This is a genomic window from Natronoflexus pectinivorans, assembly GCF_004345615.1.
In the GTDB taxonomy this organism is placed as follows: Bacteria; Bacteroidota; Bacteroidia; order Bacteroidales; family Marinilabiliaceae; genus Natronoflexus; species Natronoflexus pectinivorans.
Map to the genome: position 1 here is coordinate 1 of NZ_SLWK01000015.1, position 21,941 is coordinate 21,941.

Genomic DNA, 21,941 nt, shown 5'->3' on the forward strand with positions numbered 1-21,941 from the left:
ACACCTACAAAGAAACTTTACTACTAAGTGAAGAACAAAATCAACTCGCAAAATTATTTGAATTTTAATTTGGGTGTCCCAGTGAGGAACTCAGGAAAAATCTGACTTTAAGGGTTAAAAGAAAACCATGCAACATACGTTGCATGGTTTTATATAAATATCAATTAGTTATTCCTTTTTCAGAATTCCCCAGAAACAGAAATAGCCCGTTACTCTTCCATCTCAATCATGGTAAAAGGAATGTTTATAATCGACTGGTAATCCTCGCCAGCCTCAAACATGTCCTCATCATCCTCCTCGTAATACCAATTTATGTGTACTTTACTTCCTTTTTTGTAAATCAGTTCAAGTTTCTTAAAAATATCAAGAATACACTTTGAAGAACTTGTATTAAAATATTCAAGTTGAACATTCACGCTTGTAGAATCAAAAGGTTGATTTCCATATGAATCAAGCCAATCAATAAGAGGCTTATAAAACTCAACTGAATTCTCGGGAATGGATCGACCTTTGATTTCGATTAATCCTTTTTCTCCATCTAATCGAACATAAGGAGTCTTAGGACTCCCTTCGCGAATAATTGTTTCCATATTGTTCAACCGTGTTATTTAGCTAATATAAACATCTAAGGAAAAAAACAGGTATTCATCGTCATGTGGATAAAGCATATATTCCAATTTGTTTCCGGTTTTTCTAACTATATCCAACATGCCTAACCCTCCTCCTCCTTTCAATGTAATCTCTTCATTTCCTAATATATCTCTGTAAATTGATCTGACTTCTTCGTCTGACAGGGAATTCACCTGGTCAATTCTGTCTTTAATAATACTTATTTTATCTATAAGCACAAAATTTCCGGTTGAAATGCGATAAAAGGAATTATCTCTTGCGAGTATTATCACACCAAACTTCGGAACCGAATCAACTTTTGCAGTGACGGGAGGTACATCTACATGGTGAAATAAATTCTGAATGCACTCAACAAAAACATTGTAAACTTTTTTCCTTGTTTTATTCTTTTCATTCTTCAAATTCAAGTAGGATTCAATGCTATCCAATGCATCCGTTATTTTGTCGGAAGAGACATCCCCTACATATTTAAGGATGACTTCACCTTGCATTTTTTGTGCTATCCATTTATCTAAATCAAACCCCATCACTAGTTTGGTATCCGTTAATCTATTAACAAAGATAAAAATTTTATGTACTTCCGTGCCTTAATTCCCACGTAATATTACTATTTCACTAGGAATTTTTAATCAAAAATCACCATTTTTTTGGCAAAACCAAAAATATAACAGATGAAAAAACAGTTTTCTTTGATAAAAAGTGAATTTATGTTAACAAAAAATCGTCGTATAGAGTCAATTGGTACTAAATTCCATCACCTCCAACAAAGCCTGTCGAACGCCATTTTTCCTGAATAACTTTGCTATTTGGAGGAACATTTGAAGTTATCCATACGTTTCCTCCAATAACGGAGTTGGCACCAATTGTGATTCTTCCAAGAATTGTTGCCTGAGAGTATATTACGACGTTATCTTCAACAATTGGGTGACGTGGAATGCCTTTAATGGGATTTCCATTTTCATCCAAAGGAAAACTTTTAGCACCCAATGTAACCCCTTGGTATATTTTCACGTGATTCCCAATTATAGAAGTAGCGCCAATAACAACCCCGGTACCGTGATCAATTGTAAAACTATGACCAATTTTTGCTCGTGGATGAATATCTATACCGGTTTCAGAATGTGCCATTTCGGATATTGCACGGGGAATTAACGGCACCCCAAGTTCAAGTAAAGCATGTGCAATTCGGTAATTAGTAACAGCTCTGATGGCCGGGTAGCAAAATATCACCTCAGCTCTGCTTTTGGCCGCCGGATCACCCAGATAGGCAGCTTCTACATCAGTAGACATTAAATATCTGATCTCAGGCAATTGAGAGATAAACTGAATGGCCATTTCAGCAGCTTGCTTTTTACCAGCAGCAATTTCAAACCTGTCCGCATCATCACATCCAAAACAGAGGCCGGCAAATATCTGCTGACGCAGTTTCTCATACAGTAACTCAACGTTTACGCCAATGTAGTATTCGATGCTTGCGGGACGCGCCGGAGAACCGCCAAAATAACCGGGAAAAATAATCTCCCTAACCAAATCTACAATTTCTTCCATTACCTGCATGGATGGCATTGGCTGATCGGGATAGTGATGGTGACATACCGATTTATATGAGTTCTCGTTTGATAAAGCTTTTATGGTTGTCCTCAGTGCTTCGGGATAAGTGTTTGTGCTCATTTTATTTGAGGTTTTGTTAAAAAACTGTTTACTATCTTAATTGCGAGATCTTTTCGATCATTACCCTGTCCATATACTTTAAACCATGGAATTTTATAGTATTCCAACGATTCGGCATAACAGTTATAAAAATAATCTCTTCGGGTTCCATTCTCCCTGACTCCATCATCGTTCCACTCGAGATCGGGAGAACATAATAGAACAAGATCAGGTTTCGTTTGCAAAATTTCTTCATGAAGCCAAACGGGACAGCAGCCAAATACATCTTGAAACCAAATCTTTGTTATAATCAGAAAGGTATCAAAAAAAACCGGAAGATTATTCTCTCTATACCTGTTTTGTAATTTTTTATAGATAAAAATTTGTCTGCGCGCAATTGTTTCAACATCACTAAATGTATACTTCCGATTTAGACGACTGACATAATCTCTTGCATACTCGGGAATTGCCAATCCATTAAATGCATCAGCCAATTGATTAGAGAGTGTTGACTTGCCGGACGCTTCCGGACCGGAAATAACAATTGATAACATCTTATTGTTGGGTTTTATTGAATTCACATATTACGTTTCCATTGATAATATCCAACCACTGCCATAATGGTATAAACCAGAAAAAGGAACGAAGTAACATACAGATCCTTATAAATATACATTCCAAAGGATACCGTATTGGCAACAATCCAAATCAACCAGTTCTCAAGAATTTTACGGGCAAGCATCCATGTTGCAACAATTCCCGCAGCAGTTGTAAAAGCATCTGCAACCGGCAATTCCGATTCGGGAATTGCCAACATTTGAGGTAATGTTTTCAATGCGACATATATAATCAGCATTATTACAGCAGTAGCTATAAAAAGTAATACAGCCTGTTTTTCTCCTATCGAGGTTGTTGCCAGGTTTGTTTCAATAGGCTTGTTGCCATTTCTACTCCCCATCCAGTGAAACCAGCCATAAACACTGATAATTAAATAGTAAAATTGCAAACCCATATCGGCATATAAGCGAGATTGGAAAAAAATTATCAGATATAAAAATGAGGTCAGAAACCCAAATAGCCATAGCCAAATATTCTCCCGAATTGACAGATAGAGGTATATCAGAGCAAAGAGCGTGCCTGCAAGTTCCATCCAATGAGTTACGATCCAGTTAACCATTTAATCAGTTTAGGTGTTTCAAATACCCGGTAGGGTTTATTTTTTTAATTCATTTTTTGCAGCGCAAACAAGAGTTTGTTTGATGTTTGCGCTAAAATTAGTAAAACAGTTCTTATTATCTTTCTTTCAAACAGGAATAATAACGATCAATTGCATATGATTATAAATACAAAAAGGTTGCTCGTGGGAGCAACCTTTTCACTGTTTTATAATTAGCTGATAATTCCAATGATATCAATTCAATAATTCAACAAATAAATCGCGGTTTTCAATTAACTTAATGGCCTTATGATACACAGAAATAAGCGGATTTAACACCCTGTAATATTCACTTGTTCCCCATAAATCCCTTGCAATTAATGCTTTAATCTGAGTCCTGATTAATTGACCTGATACATCCATTCCTTCGCTATCATGAGATATTCCTGCATTTTCACCCTCTTCAATTAATTTGCTAATTAATTCATCGGGAATTACAAATGTTTCATTAAACTTATGAAAATCGGGAAATTTATCATTGAATCTCCGGCGGTTATTATCCATGTATTCCATTGTAACTCTGTTGAGCGTGCCACTGGCAACAATACGTCTGTAGTAATCAGAATACATAGTGGTATCCAATGGGACAAACAGGTCGGGAATGATTCCACCACCTCCATACACTACACGACCGCTAACAAGCGTTCTGTAAACCTCTTCACCTTCAAACTGAATGGAATCACCATTGGTCAGTTCCCCGTTTAAATGACGAAGACCAATTTCGGAACGGTACTCCTTTACGCCATTATTGAATGGCTTTTGAATGCTTCTACCAGAAGGGGTATAATAGTTGGCAATGGTTAAACGAATCTCAGAGCCATCGGGCAGACTAAAGGGACGCTGAACCAAACCCTTGCCGAAACTGCGACGACCAATAACCACTCCCCTGTCCCAGTCCTGCACGGCGCCGGCGACAATTTCACTTGCAGAGGCAGAACCTTCATCAATCATGATCAATAATTCACCTTTTCTCCAAAGTCCACCACGGCTGGAATTGTGTTCTCTTCGAGGCACTGAATTTCCTTCAGTGTATAGCAGCATTTTATTTGCATCCAGGAACTCATCGGCTATATCCAGTGCAGCTTTGAGGTATCCTCCTCCATTTCCACGCAAATCAAGTATCAGGTTCTGCATTCCCTGTTGCTTTAATTCCCGCAAAGCTTTAGTAAATTCTTCGTGAGTTGTGGCTGCAAACCTGCTGAGTTTGATGTAACCTGTTTCCGGGGTAGCCATATAAGATGCATCCAGGCTATATATAGGAATTCTGTCGCGCGTAACAGTAAATTCGAGTATGCCGGGTGTGCCTTTTCTGTATATTGAGACGGTAACCCGCGTACCTTTTTGTCCTCTCAACATGGAGAAAACATCAGAATTTTGTAATCCAATGGAAGCCACATTTTTACCATCAATGGCCACAATACGGTCACCGCTTCTTATTCCAACCTCTTCAGATGGCCCCCCTACAATGGGTGTGATCACCACAAGTGTATCGTTCATAATGGAAAACTCAATACCAACTCCTTCAAAATTACCATCTAAAGGCTCATTCATAGCCTTTACTTCGTCGGCTGGAATCAAAACCGAATGAGGATCCAGTTTACGAAGCATGGATTCAATTGCTTCACGAGCAAGCGCGTCACTATCAACTGTATCTACATAGAAATTGGTAATCAATTGCCATGCAATTTGAATATTGTTAAAAGCCGGGTCGTTGCGTTGTGCCGTTAACAGCGTTAACGGTAATAAGAAAATAAACAATAAACGAAACTTCATCATACCTGATTTATTATATTATCCAATTCACAAATCGTTCTCTCTGCATATAGTCAAGCAAAAATTAAACCATAATCATTAATTCATTTAACCCTTTAGAAATAAAAGAGAGTTCCATCAGATAAGGAATTTTATTATGGTTTTAAATAAGAACAGATTATACACCATATGTGTTTACGTTGCATTACCTCTTTCGGTTATGTCAAATATTAAGATGCTTTTATGGTTTCTTCGCTTATCGCGATGGAAAAATTTTATACAAATCTAATACAATGAAAGTTACATACTTCCAAATAGATCGTTCATTTTTATCCGGATGAAAAAAGTTTATTTTTTTTTAACAAAAAACCGGAATCTTAAATTCCGGTTTTCAATAAAATATCATACTAAGATTATTCCCATTCGATGGTAGCCGGTGGTTTTGAACTGATATCATACACGACCCTGTTAACCCCTCTTACTTTGTTGATGATTTCGTTGGATATGCGACTTAAAAACTCATATGGCAAATGAACCCAGTCAGCAGTCATTCCATCTGTGGACTGCACAGCTCTGAGTGCTACCACACTCTCGTACGTTCGCTCATCACCCATAACACCAACCGATTGAACAGGCAACAACATGGCTCCGGCTTGCCACACTTTATCGTACAATCCATTAGACTTTAATCCTTCAATGAATATATGATCCACCTCCTGAAGAAGCGTAACCTTTTCAGGTGTGATATCACCTAAAATACGTATGGCCAAGCCGGGACCCGGGAATGGATGACGTCCAAGTATGGTAGGGGAAATCTTCATTTCGTGGCCAACCCTGCGAACTTCGTCTTTAAATAATAGTCTTAACGGCTCAACTACTTTCAGATTCATTTTCTCGGGCAAACCTCCAACATTATGGTGAGACTTTATGGTGACCGAAGGACCATTGACTGAAACAGACTCAATGACATCAGGGTAAATAGTCCCCTGAGCGAGCCACTTAACATCTTTAATCTTTTTTGCCTCACCATCAAACACCTCGATAAAAAGACGTCCGATGATCTTTCTTTTGGTCTCCGGATCACTCACACCCTTTAACTCTCCAAGGAAAAGGTCTTTTGCATTTACACCAATCACATTCAATCCCATATGTTTATAGGATTCAAGCACATTTTCGTACTCATTTTTGCGCAGCAATCCCTGATCCACAAAAATACAAGTCAAATTGTTGCCTATGGCTCTATGTAACAGAATGGCTGCCACCGAACTGTCAACCCCACCGGAAAGTCCTAAAACTACTTTATCGTTTCCAAGTTGACTTTTCAGCGAATCTATGGTGCTTTCTACAAAAGAAGCAGGACTCCAATCCTGGATACACCCGCAGATATCAATTAAAAAATTATACAAAATCTGAGTCCCCTGGATGGTATGATAAACCTCAGGATGAAATTGTATGCCGTAAATATTTTTTTCAGCAACATGATATCCCGCAACTTTAACATCCTTTGTACTTGCAATGATTTCAAATCCATCGGGCAACTGCATGATGGTATCACCATGTGACATCCAAACCTGACTACTGTCTTCAACTTCTAGAAAAAGTTTACTCTTATTATCTACAAATTCAAGATTGGCACGTCCATACTCCCGTGAATCAGAGGCTTCAACCACTCCGCCGTATGATTGGGCAAGGTATTGTGCACCGTAACAAACACCTAAAACGGGCAGTTTTCCAATGATATGGTTTAACTGGGGAATTGGGGCATTTTCATCGCGAACACTGGATGGACTTCCGGATAATATGACCCCCTTTACCGTTTCATCCAACTCAGGTACATGATGATAAGGATGGATTTCACAATATACGTTATGTTCTCTTACGCGTCGGGCAATCAACTGTGTGTATTGTGATCCGAAATCAAGAATGATGATTTTGTTCTGCATTTGTGTATATCTTAATATTGATTTTTATTTTCTGAATGGTGTCGCAAATATAATGAGAATCAATCAAATTATATGATTCTATAGGTTTGGAATGTACGGAATTTCAAAAACCCTACCCTCTTTTGCAAGTTGAGTATTTGGAAAAACTGATTGTGCTTGTTGCTGAAAGGGATCCAAATCGAAATACCGGGTACTGAAATGACCTATTATTAATTTTTTAACTTCCGCTTTAAGGGCAAGCAGTGCAGCCTGTTTGGCTGTGCTGTGAAAAGTAGATTTAGCAAGAGATTCCTTGTCATCAAGAAAAGTAGCTTCATGATACATTAAATCAACTCCCCTTATCTGGTCAATAATCTTTTCATTATAGGCAGTATCGGAGCAAAAAGCATAGCTTCTGGGTGGAGCAGCAGGTTTGGTGAGCTTTTCATTCGGAACCACTTCACCCTCAATGGTAGTAAAGTCTTCACCTTTTTTAATGAGCGCTATTGATTTTAAAGGTACTTGATAAAAATCAAGCATATCACGGATCACATGTTTGTCGCGCGGCTTTTCCCTGAAAAGAAAGCCACATGTAGGAATGCGGTGTTTCATGGGAATGGTTTCCACACTAATCTTGTCATCATCGTAAATAATTTCCTGTTGATGGGGATCAATGGCATGAAATACCACCTTGAAAGAGATGTCTCTACAGAAATAGTCAATTTGTGGCTTAAATACCTTATGAAGATCAGCGTGACCATAAATATGCAAATCAGGTTTACGTCCAAGAAGGCTGAATGTGGAAATTAATCCAATCAAACCAAAGCAATGATCCCCATGCAGATGAGAAATAAAAATGTGATTGATTCGGTTAAACCGAATCTTGTTTCGTCGCAGTTGAAGTTGTGTGCCTTCGCCACAATCGATTAAAAAAAACCGCTCAGATGCATTGAGCACCTGAGCGGTTGGGAATCTTTCTGATGTGGGTAATGCTGAATTGCTTCCTAAAATTGTTACAGAAAATTGCATCAAAGAATCTCCTTAACTATTTTGACTGCAAAGATTTACGCATTACTTCAATGCCATCTTCAGCAGTGGGAGCAATATTGATGACCGTGTTTAATTGTGAAACGGAAATCAATCTTTCAACGGCAGGCTGCAAACCAGCCAACACAAATACCCCATCACTATTTTTGCATAATCTGTTGGCAACCAATATGGCACTCAAACCGGATGAGTCACAATAAGTACATTTACTTAAATCCAAAAGAATATTCTTTTCATTGTTTCCAGCCAGCAGAACAAGTTCTGACTTCAGGCCGGGGGCAACAGTTGTGTCAAGCTTCTCCTTTTGAACCTTCACCAGGATGAAGTCATCCAGTTTGTCGATCTTAAAATCCATGTTGATTTAACAGTTAATTAAATAATTCTATTCCCGGGGCTTTTTTTCATCAGCTTCCATCTGATCCTTTAAAGCAGCCAGTTCGGAAATATCACCAAGCGTGGTTTTTTCAAGGTTGTCCTTAAGTTTCTTCACGTTTTTCTTGGTGGTTTCAGCAGCTTTTACCTGCTCTTTCTTAGCTGTTTGCTCTTCAGATCTCTTCTCATCTTCGAAAATACGAGAGTGAGATAGAATGATGCGTTTTGCTCCCTTATTAAATTCAATTACCTTAAATTGAAGTTTTTCTTCGGCTTTGGCCTGCGATCCATCTTCTTTAACAAGGTGACGAGGAGTAGCAAATCCTTCCACTCCGTATGGTAATGCAATAACGGCACCTTTATCGAAAATGTCAACTATTGTACCCTCATGAATTGAATCAACAGTGAAAATAGTTTCGAACACATCCCATGGATTCTCTTCCAACTGCTTGTGGCCTAAGCTCAAACGTCTGTTTTCCTTATCAATTTCAAGTACAACTACTTCAATTTCTTCGCCAATGGCAGTGAACTCAGCCGGATGCTTCACTTTCTTCGTCCATGAAAGGTCAGAAATATGAATCAACCCGTCAATTCCTTCTTCAATTTCTACGAAAACTCCGAAGTTAGTGAAGTTACGAACTTTTGCTGAATGTTTGCTACCCATTGGGTATTTTTCTTCAATGTTATCCCATGGATCTGGCTTAAGTTGCTTAATACCAAGCGACATTTTGCGCTCGTCGCGATCCAGGGTTAAAACAGTAGCTTCAACCTCGTCACCCACTTTCAGGAAGTCCTGAGCACTGCGAAGATGCTGTGACCATGACATTTCAGAAACGTGGATAAGACCTTCAACACCTGGAGCAATCTCAACGAAAGCACCATAATCTGCCATTACTACCACTTTACCTTTTACGATGTCACCAACTTTAAGTTCCTGGTTCAATGAATCCCAAGGATGAGAAGTTAGCTGCTTAAGACCAAGTGCGATGCGTTTTTTCTCATCATCAAAGTCGAGAATAACCACATTAAGTTTTTGATCCAACTGTACAATCTCTTCAGGATGAGAAACACGTCCCCATGACAGGTCAGTGATGTGGATAAGTCCATCAACACCACCAAGGTCAATGAATACTCCATAAGAGGTGATGTTCTTAACTGTTCCTTCAAGAACCTGCCCTTTTTCCAGTTTAGAGATAATCTCTTTCTTCTGTTGCTCTAATTCAGCTTCAATCAGAGCCTTGTGCGATACAACCACGTTTTTGAACTCAGGATTGATTTTCACAACCTTGAACTCCATGGTTTTTCCTACAAATACGTCGTAGTCACGAATAGGTTTCACATCGATTTGCGAACCCGGAAGGAAAGCTTCAATTCCAAATACATCTACAATCATACCACCTTTGGTGCGGCACTTGATGTATCCTTTAATTACTTCGTCTTTTTCCAGAGCTTCATTCACGCGATCCCATGAGCGTAATGCTCTTGCTTTTTTGTGCGAAAGAACCAGCTGGCCTTTTTTGTCTTCCTGACTTTCTACATAAACCTCAACCTGATCTCCAACTTTCAGATCGGGGTTGTAACGAAATTCGTTGCGACTTACAATACCGTCAGACTTGAAGCCGATGTTGATGACTACCTCACGCTTGTTCATAGCGATAACTGTACCATCAATCACTTCTTTTTCAGAAATGGTGGAAAGGGTTTCGTCGTAAAGTTTTTCCAGGTCTTCCTTTTTGGCACCTTCCAACGACATGTCGTCGGCTTCAAAACTATCCCAGTCAAAGTTGTCATCTGCACTTTCAGTTGCAACTTTTTCAGCAGCAGGCTGCACCTTCTGCTCTTCTTTAATTTCGGACTGAACCTCTTGGTTCTGGCCGTTTTCTTCTAATTCTGCCATTAAAATTTAATTACAAAACTAATTGGTTAGACAATATGTTATTTATCAAAATTGCTGCAAAAGTACCACTTTTCCTTTGATATATATATTAGATTTCATAAAAATATGCTGTTAAATTCATTAAATTGTGTAAAACCTGATGGTTTTACACCTACTTAACAAATAATAAAAGATAAAATTCTAAATTTTAATTTCATGCTCTTTGAAAAATGGCTATTTTTGGGAAAATTTCAATAATGATTAAAAAGAAATAGACACTAATTAACCCCCAATAACTAATTAAAAATAAGATCAAATGAAGATTTCCATTGTAGGAACAGGTTACGTTGGCTTAGTAACCGGAACCTGTTTCGCAGAAACAGGTATCAACGTAACATGTGTTGATATTGATGAGAATAAAATCAAAAACCTGAAACAGGCAATTATTCCTATATATGAACCGGGTCTGGAAACATTGGTAAAAAAGAACCTGGAAAAACAAAGACTTTCATTCACCACCAGCTTAAAAGATAGCATTGACCAAACAGATGTTGTATTCATCGCAGTAGGAACTCCTCCCGGGGAAGACGGTAGTGCAGACCTGAGCCATGTGCTGAACGTTGCGAGAGAAATCGGGAAAAACATGACCCACCACCTGGTTGTGGTAACAAAAAGCACAGTACCCATAGGGACTTCAGTAAAAGTTAAAGCCGCCATCAGAGATGAACTGGAAAAACGCGGTGCTCAAATTCCTTTTGATGTGGCATCCAATCCTGAATTTTTAAAAGAGGGAAACGCCATTGAGGATTTTCTGAAACCAGACCGTATAGTCGTAGGGGTTGAAAATGAAAAGGCTCAATCTATAATGAGCAAGTTATATAAGCCTTTTGTGCTAAACAACCATCCGATTTTGTTTATGGATATTCCATCGGCTGAGCTTACCAAATATGCAGCAAATGCCATGCTGGCAACAAAAATCAGTTTCATCAACGACATAGCCAATTTATGTGAATTGGTTGGTGCTGATATCAACATGGTTCGAAAAGGTATTGGAACCGATTCAAGAATTGGCAATAAGTTTATTTATGCCGGGGCTGGTTATGGTGGTAGCTGCTTCCCGAAAGATGTGAAAGCCATCATAAAAACTGCAGAAAAGAACAACTACCCGTTGCGGCTTCTCCAGGCAGTTGAAGCCATCAACGATGATCAGAAGAAAGTTTTGGTAAATAAGGTTAAAAATCACTTCAAAGATGATTTAAAAGGTAAAACCTTTGCCATTTGGGGGTTGGCATTTAAGCCCAATACCGACGACATGCGCGAGGCTCCTTCGCGTGTTATCATTCGTCATCTGTTGGATGCAGGTGCTAAGGTAAATGCATACGATCCAGTGGCAACCCATGAAGCTCAAACCATTTTTGGTGATGAAATCACTTATGGAAAAGATCCATACGACGTTCTCATTGAAGCAGATGCTCTTTTACTGGTGACCGAATGGCCTGAGTTCAGAATGCCGAATTTTAAAGTGATGGAGAAACTAATGAAGAGCAAAGTAATATTTGACGGCCGCAATATATATGACCCGATGGAAATAAACGAGAACGGTTTTGACTATTACGGGATTGGCCGAAAGTCAATCAGAGAATAAATTTAAACAATTTCCTGGTGAAAAGAATATTAATAACCGGAGGAGCCGGGTTTATCGGCTCTCATTTGTGTGAACGACTTTTGAAAGAAGGTAATGAAGTGATTTGTCTGGACAATTATTTCACAGGTAGCAAATCCAACATTGTTCATCTTCTGGAAAATCCCTATTTTGAACTGATCAGACATGATGTAACTCATCCCTATTTTGTAGAAGTGGATGAAATTTATAACCTGGCATGTCCTGCCTCTCCGGTTCATTACCAATACAATTCCATCAAAACCATAAAAACATCGGTGATGGGTGCCATTAATATGCTGGGACTTGCCAAACGCATTAAAGCAAGAATTCTTCAGGCCTCAACCAGTGAGGTTTATGGAGACCCACTGGAACATCCCCAACCAGAATCATACTGGGGCAATGTAAATCCAATTGGCGTTCGATCTTGTTATGATGAAGGAAAGAGATGCGCTGAGAGTCTGTTTCTGAATTATCACCGGCAAAACAATGTAGATATTAAAATTGTTAGGATATTTAATACCTACGGCCCCCGCATGCATCCCAACGACGGAAGGGTCGTCTCCAATTTTATTGTGCAAGCTTTAAAGGGTGAATCCATCACCATTTTTGGAGATGGATCACAAACCCGAAGTTTCCAATATGTAGATGATCTCTTGGAAGGAATGATTCGCATGATGAAGAGTAAGAAATCCTTTACAGGGCCTGTGAACCTTGGAAACCCAAATGAATTCTCAATGATTCAGCTGGCTAACGAGATCATTGACATCACCGGATCAAAATCAACCATTAAATATTTGCCTCTTCCTGAAGATGACCCTTCCCAAAGGCAACCGGACATTTCTCTTGCAGAAAAGGAACTAAACAATTGGCAACCGGTTATTCAATTACGCAAAGGATTGGAAAAAACGGTTACATATTTTGATAAACTCTTAACAAAGGAATTGTGAAGTCAGTTTTGAGTAAGATTTAGAAACTAGTAAAATTTTGTTTCTAAAGAATTTTATAATTGCGATGACATATCCCGAGGGATTTGGGATATACAGATAGAATAGATAGTAAAGGTAATTTGAGAAATAGAGCCCGATGGTTTAGATTACCATCTTGTCTATGGGTCTATATATCTAACATCTAAAACTCTATTTAAATTTGTATCAATTAACAATTTAACCAAAACCAAAGAATTATGATGAAGGGAATTATTCTGGCAGGCGGATCAGGAACCAGGCTGTATCCTGCAACAAGAAGTATTTCAAAACAAATTATCCCGGTTTACGATAAACCGATGATATATTATCCCCTTTCGGTTCTAATGCTTTCAGGCATTAGAGAAGTGCTGATTATATCCACTCCGGAAGATTTGCCACTTTACAAGCGTCTTTTTGGCGATGGCGCCAATATGGGATTATCACTTTCCTATGCTGAACAGCCATCACCTGATGGTTTGGCACAGGCTTTCCTAATTGGAGAAGAGTTTATAGGAAATGATCCAGTCTGTCTGATTCTGGGAGATAATATTTTTTACGGTTTTGAATTTGGGAAGATTTTAAGGGAAGCCAATAAACTTAAAGAAGGCGCATTGGTATTTGGTTACTATGTAAATGATCCGGAGAGGTATGGTGTTGCAGAATTTGACAAAACAGGGAAAGTTCTGAGCATTGAGGAAAAACCGGAAAAGCCAAAATCAAACTTTGCTGTTACCGGACTCTATTTTTATGGGTCGGATGTAGTTTCGAAAGCTAAGACCCTAAAACCTAGCAAACGTGGCGAACTGGAAATAACAGACTTAAACAGGTTATACCTTAATGAGGAAAAACTGCACGTAAAACTATTGGGACGAGGAATGGCCTGGTTGGATACAGGAACGCATGACAGTTTATTGCAGGCATCAAACTTTATTTCCACCATTGAGAAGCGTCAGGGATTAAAAATTGCCTGTATAGAAGAAATTGCCTATAAAAAAGGGTGGATTGACAAAAAATGCCTTCTGGAATTGGCCAAACCGTTGGAGAAAAATGAATATGGTCAGTATTTGAAAAAGATTGCAGCAGAAGACATTCAGGAAATAAAAGATGAACTTTAGAGACTGTTTAAATTTAAAATAAATTTGCATTGAAGATTTTTAGTCCCGATTCACTCGGGATGACAGTCTTCAATTCTATAACATATTTTATAAATTAAATTTAAACAGCTACTTAGTATTACCTTTTAAACATATAAGTGGGTAGAATAATATGAAAATAACAAAAACTGAAATTCCGGGATTATTAATCATTGAACCCAAGATATTTGGGGACAGCAGAGGTTGTTTTTTTGAGTTGTTCAATCAAAAAAGCTATCAGGAAAATGACCTTAAAACCAATTATATCCAGGATAATGTCTCCTATTCATCGAAAAATGCTGTTAGAGGGTTGCATTATCAGCTGTCACCATTTGCACAGGCAAAGCTTGTACAAGTTTTGCATGGAAAAGTTTTGGATGTGGCGGTTGACTTGCGAGAAAATTCACCCACGTACGGACAGCATTACGCTATTGAATTATCTGCAGAAAACAACCTTCAGTTCTATATTCCCCGTGGTTTTGCTCATGGATTGAGCGTTTTAAGTGATCATTGTGTTTTCTATTATAAATGTGACAATTTTTACAATAACGAAGCCGAAAGGGGAATAAACTTTAACGATCCTGAACTTGGAATTGACTGGAAAATTCCGGTGGATCAGGCAATTGTTTCCCCGAAAGATGAAGTACTGCCTTCTTTTAAAGAGGCAGAGAAAAATTTCTTTTTTAAAGAGGATTAACCTAAAACCTGACAGGTTTTTCTACTCTAATTTCTGTATACAAATTAAAATGCAAATACTTATAGTTGGCGGCGAGGGACAATTGGGAAGCTCTCTTGAGCAAAGAGTTTCCGGTTCCGGATTTAAATCCGTCACCATTACCAGGCAAGGACAATTAGACATCAGCAGCGAGGAGAGCATAAAGGATTTTTTCAAAACACATAATTTTGATTTCCTGATTAATTGCACTGCCTATACAGCTGTTGATAAGGCTGAAACTGATATGGAGACAGCTCATACAATCAACGCATTGGCACCGGGATGGATGGCTTCATGTGCTGCCGAAAAAAATGCCGGCATCATTCACATATCAACCGATTATGTTTTTGATGGTACATCCAATCTGCCTTTAACACCGGAAATGGATGTGAACCCCACATCTGTTTACGGAAAAACCAAACTGCAAGGTGAAAGAAATGTTCTCTCTGAAAATTCTAAAAGTTTGGTCATACGCACCTCCTGGTTGTATTCAGAATTTGGTCATAATTTCGTGAAAACCATGCTGAAACTGGGACGGGAACGTGATGAACTCCGTGTTGTGTTCGATCAGGTTGGTACCCCAACCTATGCCGGAGATCTGGCTGACACCATCATAAAAATGCTTCATCTGACATCTAGTGATCCAAATAGATTTAAATCGGGGATATATCACTACTCCAATGAAGGGGTTTGTAGTTGGTATGATTTTGCAAAAATGATTTTCTCAATTACGGGAATTGATTGCAAGATGTTACCTGTTCGTTCAGAAGAATTTCCGACAACAGCAAAGCGTCCTGCTTTCTCTGTTATGGATAAATCAAAAATCCGAAAGGATTTTGATATTGAAATCCCGTATTGGACAGATAGTTTGAAGACTTGTCTGAATAACATCATTCATTCATAAATCAGGCCTAACATCTGTTTTAAAGCTCTTTACAAAATGATTTTACCATTGGTCTTCTACAAACTGGAATTTGACAGAAAATCAATTTGTTCAGTGAATAATTAAGAAAGATTAACGTACCATCCTCAGACAAACATTTCAATTTACCATTTAATTGTTAAATTTGAAGTGAAACTAAATTATGAAAAAATGGGAAACAATAACTTGTTAGATACAGTAACAGCCGAAGCTCAAAAATGGCTTGATGGTGCATACGATGAAGAGACAAAAAAAGAAGTGAAAAGAATGTTATCCAACCCGGATAACACAGAATTAATTGATTCCTTTTATAAGAATCTTGAATTTGGAACCGGTGGATTACGTGGAATTATGGGTGCCGGATCTAATAGGGTAAACAAATACACCATTGGAGCTGCTACGCAAGGGTTGGCCAACTATCTGAACCGGGAATTTGCACACCTGCCGGAACTGAAAGTGGCCATTGGCCATGACTGCCGAAATAACAGCAGATATTTTGCAGAGATTGTGGCCGGGGTGTTTGCTGCCAACAACATCATAGCATACCTTTTTGAGGATCTAAGACCTACACCTGAGATTTCCTACACCATCCGAAAGTTAAACTGTCAGAGTGGAGTCATTTTGACCGCATCTCATAATCCCAAGGAATATAACGGATACAAAGCTTATTGGAATGATGGAGCTCAAATCATTGCTCCGCACGATAAAAATATCATTGATGAAGTAAACAAAATTACCTCAGTTGAGGACATTAAATTTGAAGGCAATGCCGACAAAATTAGAATTCTTGGCGAAGAGATGGACAATCTTTTCATTGAAGAGGTGAGTAAAATATCTTTGAATCCTGAAATCATTCAAAAACAAAAAGATTTAAAAATCGTCTACTCCCCCATTCACGGAACAACAGTAAAAATTGTTCCTCAAGCGCTCAGGAAGTTTGGATTTGAAAACATCATCAATGTTCCGGAACAAGATGTGGTGAGTGGAGATTTCCCAACGGTCATCTCACCAAACCCAGAAGAACCTGAAGCATTGAAAATGGCCATTGAAAAGGCCATTGAAACAGATGCGGAATTGGTTGCAGCCTCCGATCCGGACGGTGATCGTTTGGGAATTGCCATCAGGAATGATAAAAATGAGTTCATTCTGGTGAATGGAAATCAGACAGCGTTATTGCTTACCTGGTATATGATCAGTCAGTGGAAAGAACGTGGTCTGTTAACAGGAAAGGAGTTTACCGTAAAAACCATTGTAACCTCGGAGCTAATCAAAAAAATTGCAGACGATTTTAATGTGGAGTGTTTTGATGCATTTACCGGTTTCAAATGGATTGCTGCCATTATTCGGGATCTGGAAGGCAAGAAAAAATATATCTGCGGAGGAGAAGAGAGTTACGGATTTTTGCCGGGCGATTATGTTCGTGATAAAGATTCGGTTGGTGCCATATGTATGATTGCTGAAGTGGCTGCCTGGGCTAAGGAAAATGGCAAAACCCTATTTGAATTGCTCAAGGATATTTATATCGATCATGGATTCTCTTATGAAAGACTTTTGTCCATTGTTAGAAAAGGAAAGTCGGGAGCTGATGAAATTAAAGCCATGATGGAAGGATTCCGCAATAATCCACCTAAAACATTGGGAGGATCAAAAGTGAACCTGGTAAAAGATTACCTGACACTGACATCCAAAAACCCCAACACCGGTGAAACACACTCTCTTGAAATGCCTGCCAATTCAGACGTTCTTCAGTTTTTCACCGAAGACGGATCTAAAATCTCTGTACGCCCGTCGGGAACCGAGCCAAAGATCAAGTTCTATTTTGAGGTACTGGGAGCTATGAAAAGTCGCGATCAGTTTGAAATGGCCACTGCTGAAGCAAACAAGAAGATAGATCTTATTATTAAAGATTTAAAGCTTAACTAAAATTAGTCTTTGACAAAAAATCCATAAACAGATACCATACAGCTTTCATTAAAGCACACAAAGTCAATATGGAAAAATAATGACTTGTGTGCTTTTTTCAATTCATGCCTATAATCTCATCCAAATGGAGTTATCTCAAAAACTCTTTTGGGAAATTAACAAGATATAACCGCTCTGTTGCTCTTGTAACAGCCGTGTATAACCACCTGATAAGTTCTCGTCCCAGGTACTCTTCCGTGAAATATCCGAGATCAATAAAAACAGCTTTCCATTGACCACCCTGCGCCTTGTGACATGTCATGGCATAGGCAAACTTTATTTGGAGTGCATTGTAAAAATCATTTTCACGTGCCAACTCAAACTGCTTACGTCTGGTTGAAACATCGGCATAGTCTTCCATTACGGTAGAAAGAAACTTTTCCTGCTGCTCATACGAAAATCCGGCTCCATCAGAAGATATGCTGTCAAGTATTACACGAACATCAATTTCAACAGCTCTGTAATCAACCAATTCACAAACAACATCGGCAAAGCGGTAACCATACAATTCATAATGCTTTTTAATCCGAACCACACGAGCAATGTCTCCGTTGGCTATAAAACCAGCCTTATCATCTTCTTTAACCCAATGATAATTATTCTTCATTACGAGGATATTGTCTCCCGTTGATAACTCATCCTCCCGAAACAATATGCTGTTTCGGATACCAATGTTGTATTGATTAGCTCTTTTATTTGTACGACAAACAATCAATGTTTCTTCTTCACCATATTGCTCATAGCAATGATTAATTTCTCCCTGAAGCTCGGCTCCGGTTATATTTTTCACATCACCGCCATTTACAATCTCAAGCTTTGGGTAATCATCGCACAAATTATTCATCAACAATTCACGCAAGTAAGTAGCATTTTGCAAAATGCTGCTCAATTCAGTTTGCCTAACCACATCTGTAAGTTCCACCTCATTCAGATCTAAACCATAAGTTTCCAATTCGCCGGTATCCAAAGCCGGACTTACATCCAGGCCAACCGGAGGCAATTGCGCCGAATCACCTATCAGAACCATACGGCACTTCTCAGCCTCATAAACATACTGAATGAGATCATCAAGCAAGCGGCCACTTCCAAAAACTGCTCCGCTTGAGGAATTATTGGCAATCATTGATGCCTCATCTACAATAAAAACAGTATCTTTATGAAGATTTTTACCAAGCAAAAATCCTCCAAAGCCATCTTTCGAAGATTTTTGTCTGTATATTTGTTTATGAATGGTGAAAGCCGGCTGTCCGGCACTGTTGGATAAAACTTTTGCAGCGCGCCCTGTAGGCGCCAAAAGAACACATTTTATCCCCATTTCACCAAGAACATTTACAAAAGCACTTATCAGTGAGGTTTTTCCTGTTCCGGCATAGCCTTTTATTAGTTGTAAAGGCATGCTTTTTGCTGAAACCATAAATGATGCCAACGCATCAATTGCATTATGTTGGGATGGTGTAGGATTATGTTTAAAAGTAGCGGATATTCTGTTTAAAATATGTTCTTTAACCATTTTTATCGGAATTATTCATTTATAAAAATCAGGATTGATTTTTTTTTATAAATTTGTGGAAACTTTCAAAAACGAAAACCATAAAGATAATGAAAACAGCTTTTCAAATTGTATTAAGTATTGCCATAATCGTTTTAGGCTACATGTGCTATGAAAGCATTCAACGACCAGTGCGCTTTGACAGAGAGTTTAACGAAAGACGTGACAAAGTGATTGACCGTCTAAGAGATATCAGATCCGCACAACTTGCATACAGATCAATACACAGAGAATTCACTGGTAGTTTTGATACGCTTATTAACTTCATTGCAAACGATTCTCTTGCACTTGTAAGAATGGAGGGAATGATAACCGACAGTATGCTTGAAGCAGGAATTACAGATAGAATTGCTCTAGAGATGGGACTTATTACGCGTGATACAGTAAGAATAAGCGTGAGAGATTCACTTTTCAGAAGAAAGCCCTGGATCGTTGACTCTATTCGTTTTGTTCCTTATGCCCCGGGTACAGAGTTTGAATTGGGAGCTACTATTCTGGAAACAGCCTCGGGTGTTGATGTTCCTGTATTTGAAGCAAAGGTTCACAACAACGTATTCACAAAAGGATTGAACAGACAGGAAGTAATAAATATTAACCACAGACTAAGGGAGCTTGAACGCTATCCAGGACTTCGAGTTGGTTCTTTGGAAGAAGCAAACAACAGTGCCGGTAACTGGGAATAAACTACATGTATCATGACAAACTTTTCAGTTGTTGACGATACGTTTGACCCTGGTGTTACGTCATCATATTTTTTATCCATCCAGATTTCTCTGGATGGATTTTCTTTTTGCACCCTTGATCCGGTGCGAAATAAATATATTCAGTTTCAACACATTCAATTTGACAAATCCCTACCATTAAATCAACAAGTAGAAGAGAGTTTCCTTAAAAATGAGAAGCTGAATCTACCTTATAAAAAGACTCTGGTCTTGATGCCAACGAACAAGTCGACACTGGTACCCTCAGCACTTTTCGAGCAATCAAAAAGAGAACAATGGCTCAAGTTTTGCCATCAAATGCCTGAAGATCATCTGGTTTTTTACAATAAAATTAAGATGGCAGATGCGTACAATGTTTTTGCCGTTCCTAAGCCTATTCATGATTTATTGTTTCGTCAGTTTCCAGACCCCTTGTTTTTTCATCAATACACGCCTGTCATTGAGAGTAATCTGGCAATAAACATCAGTGGAAGAGAAAAAACCTTACTGTTTATTAATCTGGCTAATAACTACTTTGATTTGTTCGCCTTTAAAAACAATAACCTGAAACTCTGTAACTCATACAGCATAAAAACAGAAAATGATTTCATCTATTTCACGCTGTTTGTTTTTGAACAACTGAAACTTCAGCCTGCTGATACAGAAATCCTCATAAGCGGCTACCATACCAATGGAGATGAAATGATAAGACATTTGAGAAAATACATCAGAAAAGTAAAGCAGGTATCTATTCCGCATCATTTTCAATACAGCCATATGTTCCGCGAAATAAACAATCAACCATTTTACAACCTGCTAAGTTTGCCGGTATGCGTATAGTCAGTGGTTACCTAAAAGGTAGGCGGTTTTCTCCACCCAAAAATTTTCGGGCACGTCCGACAACCGATACAGCGCGGGAAAGTTTATTCAACATTTTGGCCAACATCATAGATTTTGAATCTGTTGATGTTCTGGATCTCTTTTCCGGAACTGGTGCCATCTCATTTGAATTTGCTTCCAGAGGAGCAAATTCAGTTACGCTTGTTGAAAAGAATTACCACCATTACAGTTTTATACGGAAATGTATTGATGAGCTGGAATTAAATGAGGTCATTAAACCAGTAAAAACTGATGTTTTCACTTATCTGGATCACGTGTCAGATCAACAGTATGACATTATTTTTGCGGATCCCCCATTTGATCTTAAGGAATTCGAGAAAATCGTTCCAGCCTTATTGGATAGTAATTTGTTAAAAACTGACGGAATATTTATTCTTGAACATGGTCCCGACAAGAATTTTTCTGGTTTTGCAAATTTTAATCAGCAGAGAAAATACGGAAAAGTTTGTTTTTCTTTTTTTGGTAAGAAGCCTGAAGAATAGTTTTATTGAATCAACCAATATAAGGTACAAAAAAAAGGATAATCATAAAATGATTATCCTTTTTTTGCGGTCTGGACGGGACTCGAACCCGCGACCCTCGGCGTGACAGGCCGATATTCTAACCAACTGAACTACCAGACCAATGGTAATTCCTTAAAAATTCATTAAATGCGGTCTGGACGGGACTCGAACCCGCGACCCTCGGCGTGACAGGCCGATATTCTAACCAACTGAACTACCAGACCAACAAATCCATTCTGTAATCATTTAAAGCGGTCTGGACGGGACTCGAACCCGCGACCCTCGGCGTGACAGGCCGATATTCTAACCAACTGAACTACCAGACCAGAAAGATTTGTTGTTGCCCTTTCTTTTAAAGGCGTTGCAAAGATAATGGTTCTTTTTATTTATGCAATAATCAGGACTCTGTTTTATGTTATTTTTTCACCTTAAAACATGCAGTTATATGGAAATCAGTGATAAA

The 21,941-nt window shown here is 38.6% G+C and carries 20 protein-coding genes and 3 tRNA genes; 9 read left to right on the top strand and 14 right to left on the bottom strand.

What is annotated here, in order from left to right; translation table 11 throughout:
- Positions 1-209: 209 nt before the first annotated feature.
- The 10 genes from EV194_RS14610 to rpsA form a co-directional block, all read right to left on the bottom strand.
- Complete coding sequence (locus EV194_RS14610) at positions 210-590, bottom strand: DUF1987 domain-containing protein (protein WP_132434891.1); 381 nt, start codon at positions 588-590, stop codon at positions 210-212.
- Between the two features lie 18 nt (positions 591-608).
- Positions 609-1,157: a SiaB family protein kinase gene (locus EV194_RS14615; RefSeq protein WP_132434893.1), complete on the bottom strand. Its 549-nt coding sequence runs from the start codon at positions 1,155-1,157 to the stop codon at positions 609-611.
- A 217-nt stretch (positions 1,158-1,374) separates the two neighbouring features.
- Positions 1,375-2,301, bottom strand: a complete 927-nt coding sequence (epsC, locus tag EV194_RS14620; protein WP_132434895.1) for a serine O-acetyltransferase EpsC — start codon at positions 2,299-2,301, stop codon at positions 1,375-1,377.
- The gene (locus EV194_RS14625; protein WP_132434897.1) at positions 2,298-2,834 is read right to left on the bottom strand and encodes an AAA family ATPase; all 537 of its coding nucleotides are present in this window, start codon (positions 2,832-2,834) and stop codon (positions 2,298-2,300) included. The genes epsC and EV194_RS14625 overlap by 4 nt, the downstream gene beginning before the upstream one ends.
- Positions 2,835-2,857: 23 nt before the next feature.
- Positions 2,858-3,457 (bottom strand): nicotinamide riboside transporter PnuC, encoded by a 600-nt coding sequence (gene pnuC, locus EV194_RS14630; RefSeq protein ID WP_132434899.1) that lies wholly within the window; start codon positions 3,455-3,457, stop codon positions 2,858-2,860.
- Positions 3,458-3,691: 234 nt separating this feature from the next.
- A complete protein-coding gene (locus EV194_RS14635) occupies positions 3,692-5,269 on the bottom strand; it encodes a S41 family peptidase (protein ID WP_243699424.1) in 1,578 nt (525 codons plus the stop codon).
- 392 nt (positions 5,270-5,661) lie between these two features.
- Entirely contained in the window at positions 5,662-7,191 is a 1,530-nt protein-coding gene (gene guaA / locus EV194_RS14640) for a glutamine-hydrolyzing GMP synthase (protein ID WP_132434903.1), read from the bottom strand.
- Between the two features lie 78 nt (positions 7,192-7,269).
- On the bottom strand, positions 7,270-8,199 hold the full coding sequence (locus tag EV194_RS14645) for a ribonuclease Z (protein WP_132434905.1): 930 nt from the start codon (positions 8,197-8,199) through the stop codon (positions 7,270-7,272).
- Positions 8,200-8,215: 16 nt separating this feature from the next.
- Positions 8,216-8,572, bottom strand: coding sequence for an STAS domain-containing protein (locus EV194_RS14650; RefSeq protein WP_079557891.1), 357 nt, complete (start codon positions 8,570-8,572; stop codon positions 8,216-8,218).
- Positions 8,573-8,599: 27 nt separating this feature from the next.
- Positions 8,600-10,486 (bottom strand): 30S ribosomal protein S1, encoded by a 1,887-nt coding sequence (gene rpsA, locus EV194_RS14655; protein WP_132434907.1) that lies wholly within the window; start codon positions 10,484-10,486, stop codon positions 8,600-8,602.
- A 295-nt stretch (positions 10,487-10,781) separates the two neighbouring features.
- Between rpsA and EV194_RS14660 the strand changes: the two genes are divergently transcribed.
- The 6 genes from EV194_RS14660 to EV194_RS14685 all read left to right on the top strand — a co-directional run bounded on the left by EV194_RS14660 (position 10,782) and on the right by EV194_RS14685 (position 17,786).
- On the top strand, positions 10,782-12,110 hold the full coding sequence (locus EV194_RS14660; protein WP_132434909.1) for a UDP-glucose dehydrogenase family protein: 1,329 nt from the start codon (positions 10,782-10,784) through the stop codon (positions 12,108-12,110).
- Between the two features lie 17 nt (positions 12,111-12,127).
- A complete protein-coding gene (locus EV194_RS14665; protein ID WP_132434911.1) occupies positions 12,128-13,075 on the top strand; it encodes a UDP-glucuronic acid decarboxylase family protein in 948 nt (315 codons plus the stop codon).
- 239 nt (positions 13,076-13,314) lie between these two features.
- The gene (gene rfbA / locus EV194_RS14670) at positions 13,315-14,208 is read left to right on the top strand and encodes a glucose-1-phosphate thymidylyltransferase RfbA (RefSeq protein ID WP_132435013.1); all 894 of its coding nucleotides are present in this window, start codon (positions 13,315-13,317) and stop codon (positions 14,206-14,208) included.
- Positions 14,209-14,359: 151 nt separating this feature from the next.
- Positions 14,360-14,923: a dTDP-4-dehydrorhamnose 3,5-epimerase gene (rfbC, locus tag EV194_RS14675; RefSeq protein ID WP_132434913.1), complete on the top strand. Its 564-nt coding sequence runs from the start codon at positions 14,360-14,362 to the stop codon at positions 14,921-14,923.
- Between the two features lie 49 nt (positions 14,924-14,972).
- Complete coding sequence (gene rfbD, locus EV194_RS14680; protein ID WP_132434915.1) at positions 14,973-15,845, top strand: dTDP-4-dehydrorhamnose reductase; 873 nt, start codon at positions 14,973-14,975, stop codon at positions 15,843-15,845.
- A gap of 189 nt (positions 15,846-16,034) precedes the next feature.
- Positions 16,035-17,786, top strand: coding sequence for a phospho-sugar mutase (locus EV194_RS14685; protein WP_132434917.1), 1,752 nt, complete (start codon positions 16,035-16,037; stop codon positions 17,784-17,786).
- Positions 17,787-17,916: 130 nt separating this feature from the next.
- Here the strand turns inward: EV194_RS14685 and EV194_RS14690 are convergent, their stop codons facing one another.
- A complete protein-coding gene (locus EV194_RS14690; protein WP_132434919.1) occupies positions 17,917-19,335 on the bottom strand; it encodes an ATP-dependent DNA helicase in 1,419 nt (472 codons plus the stop codon).
- Between the two features lie 89 nt (positions 19,336-19,424).
- Between EV194_RS14690 and EV194_RS14695 the strand changes: the two genes are divergently transcribed.
- Genes EV194_RS14695 through EV194_RS14705 form a run of 3 tightly spaced genes read left to right on the top strand, consistent with a single transcriptional unit; the run spans position 19,425 to position 21,457 of the window.
- A complete protein-coding gene (locus tag EV194_RS14695) occupies positions 19,425-20,057 on the top strand; it encodes a hypothetical protein (protein ID WP_132434921.1) in 633 nt (210 codons plus the stop codon).
- A gap of 12 nt (positions 20,058-20,069) precedes the next feature.
- Positions 20,070-20,915 carry a DUF3822 family protein gene (locus EV194_RS14700; protein WP_243699425.1) on the top strand — a complete coding sequence of 282 codons (846 nt, stop codon included), beginning with the start codon at positions 20,070-20,072 and terminating at the stop codon, positions 20,913-20,915.
- Positions 20,906-21,457 carry an RsmD family RNA methyltransferase gene (locus tag EV194_RS14705; RefSeq protein WP_132434925.1) on the top strand — a complete coding sequence of 184 codons (552 nt, stop codon included), beginning with the start codon at positions 20,906-20,908 and terminating at the stop codon, positions 21,455-21,457. The genes EV194_RS14700 and EV194_RS14705 overlap by 10 nt, the downstream gene beginning before the upstream one ends.
- 67 nt (positions 21,458-21,524) lie before the next feature.
- On the opposite strand, the gene EV194_RS14710 is transcribed toward EV194_RS14705, so the two are convergent.
- The 3 genes from EV194_RS14710 to EV194_RS14720 form a co-directional block, all read right to left on the bottom strand.
- Positions 21,525-21,598 (bottom strand) — tRNA-Asp (locus EV194_RS14710).
- A gap of 30 nt (positions 21,599-21,628) precedes the next feature.
- Positions 21,629-21,702 (bottom strand) — tRNA-Asp (locus EV194_RS14715).
- 28 nt (positions 21,703-21,730) lie between these two features.
- A tRNA-Asp gene (locus tag EV194_RS14720) sits at positions 21,731-21,804 on the bottom strand.
- Positions 21,805-21,941 lie beyond the last annotated feature (137 nt).

Excerpts from the sequence above, each read along its gene's own strand:
- EV194_RS14705 (WP_132434925.1), top strand. The coding sequence starts at position 20,906 with ATGCGTATAGTCAGTGGTTACCTAAAAGGTAGGCGGTTTTCTCCACCC.
- EV194_RS14700 (WP_243699425.1), top strand. The coding sequence starts at position 20,070 with ATGACAAACTTTTCAGTTGTTGACGATACGTTTGACCCTGGTGTTACG.
- rfbA (WP_132435013.1), top strand. The coding sequence starts at position 13,315 with ATGAAGGGAATTATTCTGGCAGGCGGATCAGGAACCAGGCTGTATCCT.
- rfbD (WP_132434915.1), top strand. The coding sequence starts at position 14,973 with ATGCAAATACTTATAGTTGGCGGCGAGGGACAATTGGGAAGCTCTCTT.
- EV194_RS14645 (WP_132434905.1), bottom strand. The coding sequence starts at position 8,199 with ATGCAATTTTCTGTAACAATTTTAGGAAGCAATTCAGCATTACCCACA.
- EV194_RS14685 (WP_132434917.1), top strand. The coding sequence starts at position 16,035 with ATGGGAAACAATAACTTGTTAGATACAGTAACAGCCGAAGCTCAAAAA.
- EV194_RS14695 (WP_132434921.1), top strand. The coding sequence starts at position 19,425 with ATGAAAACAGCTTTTCAAATTGTATTAAGTATTGCCATAATCGTTTTA.
- EV194_RS14690 (WP_132434919.1), bottom strand. The coding sequence starts at position 19,335 with ATGGTTAAAGAACATATTTTAAACAGAATATCCGCTACTTTTAAACAT.
- pnuC (WP_132434899.1), bottom strand. The coding sequence starts at position 3,457 with ATGGTTAACTGGATCGTAACTCATTGGATGGAACTTGCAGGCACGCTC.
- EV194_RS14625 (WP_132434897.1), bottom strand. The coding sequence starts at position 2,834 with ATGTTATCAATTGTTATTTCCGGTCCGGAAGCGTCCGGCAAGTCAACA.
- rfbC (WP_132434913.1), top strand. The coding sequence starts at position 14,360 with ATGAAAATAACAAAAACTGAAATTCCGGGATTATTAATCATTGAACCC.
- EV194_RS14650 (WP_079557891.1), bottom strand. The coding sequence starts at position 8,572 with ATGGATTTTAAGATCGACAAACTGGATGACTTCATCCTGGTGAAGGTT.
- EV194_RS14660 (WP_132434909.1), top strand. The coding sequence starts at position 10,782 with ATGAAGATTTCCATTGTAGGAACAGGTTACGTTGGCTTAGTAACCGGA.
- EV194_RS14610 (WP_132434891.1), bottom strand. The coding sequence starts at position 590 with ATGGAAACAATTATTCGCGAAGGGAGTCCTAAGACTCCTTATGTTCGA.
- rpsA (WP_132434907.1), bottom strand. The coding sequence starts at position 10,486 with ATGGCAGAATTAGAAGAAAACGGCCAGAACCAAGAGGTTCAGTCCGAA.
- EV194_RS14635 (WP_243699424.1), bottom strand. The coding sequence starts at position 5,269 with ATGAAGTTTCGTTTATTGTTTATTTTCTTATTACCGTTAACGCTGTTA.
- EV194_RS14615 (WP_132434893.1), bottom strand. The coding sequence starts at position 1,157 with ATGGGGTTTGATTTAGATAAATGGATAGCACAAAAAATGCAAGGTGAA.
- guaA (WP_132434903.1), bottom strand. The coding sequence starts at position 7,191 with ATGCAGAACAAAATCATCATTCTTGATTTCGGATCACAATACACACAG.
- epsC (WP_132434895.1), bottom strand. The coding sequence starts at position 2,301 with ATGAGCACAAACACTTATCCCGAAGCACTGAGGACAACCATAAAAGCT.